This window comes from Allomuricauda sp. ANG21, from assembly GCF_040705235.1.
GTDB lineage: Bacteria > Bacteroidota > Bacteroidia > Flavobacteriales > Flavobacteriaceae > Flagellimonas > Flagellimonas marina.
In genome coordinates this window covers 1-3,049 of record NZ_JBFCVT010000026.1, presented here as the reverse complement: position 1 = coordinate 3,049, position 3,049 = coordinate 1, and the positions used below count along the sequence as shown (strand labels likewise).

The following is a 3,049-nucleotide window of genomic DNA, read 5'->3' as shown; positions in this document are numbered from 1 at the left end:
GACCCAAGGGTTGTAGAAACCACCCCAACCCCAGCCCCAGCCAAAGTTGTTGTTGTAAACATCAACACGCTCACGTTCCTTGGTGAAAATGCTGATAAGGACATCTGGATTTTCAGATTTTACGAAACCGCGGGAACCCAATTCGTTTTCAATGGCGCGTAGAATACGTTTTTTGTCCAAATCGGAAATTTGAGCCTTATCGATACCTGTTTTGTAAAAAGCGTAACTTCTGTATGTATTAAAGTCCGCTCGCTGATCGTAGTCGGAAACCACTCTGACTGAACTGCAAGAAGCCAATAAGATAAGGGCCATTGCAGCCAAAGTGAATAATTTTACATTTTTCATAGTACTGTTTTTGAATTCGTTGAGATACTAAATACGTCACAAATATTATGCCGAATGTAGTTTTAGCGTCTCATGTTTGTTTTTGCACTGTAGCCGTATGGGCAATGTCGGCAACCACTTTCACAACAATACCCTCTTTTTAGGAGATATTGCTCTGTGAACACCTTATACCCCTCCTCCGAAAAGTAAAAATCACCCTCCTCCAAGGGAATATGTTCCTTCATACGTGCTACGCAAGTTCTTTACCTAAAGTTACAATTTTCAAGGGAAAAGCCCTAGGGTTTTAAGATTTCCAAAACAGGGTTATTCACCGAAATTGTTGATCGTATTATCGATAGCACCCAATTTTACCAGCATTTTGCAGTTATATTTGTAGGAAACCTTTGATAGTTTTTACGTGATATTGGTATTCAAACACTTTTTTTACAAAAACTACGTCGGACTATCGGTGTGGCCCTTTATATTTCTAAAGGAAGGGTCGCTCAAAGCGGATGAAGTGCTCATCAACCATGAGCGCATCCACCTAAAACAACAACGGGAACTTCTCATTTTACCCTTTTACATTCTTTATATTTCCGAATGGTTGTTGCGTACCTTACTTTATTTGGATAGCTACCGTGCCTACCAGAACATCAGTTTTGAACGAGAAGCCTATGCCAATGAAAAGGACATGGATTATCTTTCCAAGCGAAAAGCCTTTGGTTTTGTCAACTACTTGACACGTTAAGGGACAAATTTGAAAACAGCCAATCAGAAAATAGAGTCGCCCCTTCTTGATGAAAAAGAGGTGACCCTTCACATTAAACGAGAAGACACCATACATCCTTTTGTTTCCGGGAACAAGTACCGTAAACTCAAATATAATCTTCTGGAAGCCCGGAATCAGGGTCAAGCCACCTTGCTCACTTTTGGCGGGGCCTTTTCCAACCATATTGCTGCAGTGGCTTGTACAGGACATGAACAGGGATTCAAAACCATTGGGGTGATTCGAGGTGAGGAACTGGAGAACAATTGGGAAGACAATCCCACCCTAGAACTGGCCCATAAGAACGGAATGCAATTTCATTTTGTATCGCGAAGTGCGTATCGAGATAAAAATGAGCCTGATTTTTTGCAGCAGTTAAAAGACACTTTTGGTGAATTCTACCTTCTTCCCGAAGGCGGTACCAACAAACTGGCCGTAAAAGGCTGTGCCGAAATTCTGTCCGAAGATGATTCCACTTTCGATTATATCTGCAGTAGTGTGGGAACAGGCGGGACTTTAGCTGGACTTATCAATTCCACCCAACCCCATCAGACCGTTTTAGGGGTCCCTGCACTAAAGGGTGATTTTTTGAAAGCGGATATTAGTACATTTGCGCAAAATGAACGTTGGCAGTTGGTCACCGATTATCATTTTGGGGGCTATGCCAAAGTAACCCCAGAGTTGGTGCAATTTATCAACCGGTTTAAAAAGGGAACTGGGATTCCGTTGGACCCCATTTACACTGGAAAGCTGGTTTTTGGTATTTTTGAACTCATAAAACAGGATTTTTTCCCAAAGGGAACCCAAATTTTGGCGATCCACACTGGCGGATTACAAGGGATAACAGGCATGAACCAAGTGTTGGAACAAAAAAAATTACCATTATTGGACGTATGATCAGGCGAATAGGATATGTGCTGCTGGTGGCTTTTTTGCTGAGCAGTTGTGGTGCGAAAAAAAGAAGGACAACCCAGAGAAATGGGGCTCCGGTAGTGATAAAAACTGAAGAACCCGTCACAAAGACCACTACCGATGTGGAAACGGAGGTGGCCAAGGACCTCTATCCCATGCCCGCAGACCCAGGGCGGTTTGAGCGTTTTCCCATTTCTGATACCCAGGAGTATATTGAAACCTTTGCCGAGATCGCCCAATACGAAATGCGAGCCTTTGGTATTCCGGCCAGTATCACCTTGGCACAGGGTATTTTGGAAAGTGGTTCTGGGCGCGGAGAACTTACCTTAAAAACCAATAATCATTTCGGTATCAAATGCCATACCGGTTGGCAGGGTGAGTACGATTTTCATGATGATGATGCCAAGGGAGAATGCTTCCGAAAATACAATCACCCCATGTTCTCATTTCGGGATCATAGTATCTTTTTGTCCTCGCGTTCCCGATACGCCTTTTTGTTCAATTACAGGCGTGATGATTACAAAAAATGGGCGCATGGTCTCAGACAAGCGGGCTATGCCACGGACCGACAGTATCCACAGAAATTGATCGCATTGATTGAACGGTATAACCTGCACGAATATGACGAAGCTGTTGTGCGCGGCGGTTTGGACACGGTTCGTGAACCCAAACAATATGAAGTGTTTACCCACGTAGTGGAAAAGGGCGATACGCTCTATGCGCTTTCCCGTAAATATGAAATCTCGGTGGATGAAATCCAACGGCTCAACAATCTTAACGGCACCAACATCTCCATTGGGCAAGTGCTGAACATCCGTAAAGAAAAAGCAAAATAGCCGTCAGTTCGAGTGGCTTGGCTGTGAGGATAAGTTGTACCCGCCTACCGGCAGGCAGGTCGAGAACTGATACGAAGTTGCTGATTCTCGATACGATTCACTAAAGTGAATCACTCGAATTGACGCCAGAAGCTTTTAGTTATGAACCACGAGATGCTGAACTAAATTCAGCATGACGTCGAATGTCTTCACTGTCAGTTCGAGCGCAGTC

5 protein-coding genes are annotated in these 3,049 nt (G+C 43.8%); 3 read left to right on the top strand and 2 right to left on the bottom strand.

Annotated features, from left to right (window positions below; translation table 11 throughout):
* The coding region (locus AB1A65_RS17720; RefSeq protein WP_366591243.1) for a DUF4136 domain-containing protein at positions 1-345 on the bottom strand (345 nt) is incomplete at its 3' end.
* Positions 346-407: 62 nt separating this feature from the next.
* Positions 408-569 (bottom strand): DUF5522 domain-containing protein, encoded by a 162-nt coding sequence (locus AB1A65_RS17715; RefSeq protein ID WP_366591242.1) that lies wholly within the window; start codon positions 567-569, stop codon positions 408-410.
* Positions 570-742: 173 nt separating this feature from the next.
* On the opposite strand from AB1A65_RS17715, the gene AB1A65_RS17710 reads away from it, so the two are divergent.
* From AB1A65_RS17710 to AB1A65_RS17700, 3 genes are read left to right on the top strand one after another with little or no spacing between them, the layout of a single operon-like run.
* Positions 743-1,072, top strand: coding sequence for a hypothetical protein (locus AB1A65_RS17710; RefSeq protein ID WP_207096583.1), 330 nt, complete (start codon positions 743-745; stop codon positions 1,070-1,072).
* A 9-nt stretch (positions 1,073-1,081) separates the two neighbouring features.
* Entirely contained in the window at positions 1,082-1,987 is a 906-nt protein-coding gene (locus tag AB1A65_RS17705; protein WP_366591241.1) for a pyridoxal-phosphate dependent enzyme, read from the top strand.
* Positions 1,984-2,838 (top strand): glucosaminidase domain-containing protein, encoded by an 855-nt coding sequence (locus tag AB1A65_RS17700; RefSeq protein ID WP_366591240.1) that lies wholly within the window; start codon positions 1,984-1,986, stop codon positions 2,836-2,838. Before AB1A65_RS17705 ends, AB1A65_RS17700 begins: the two co-directional genes overlap by 4 nt.
* The last annotated feature ends 211 nt before the right edge of the window (positions 2,839-3,049 follow it).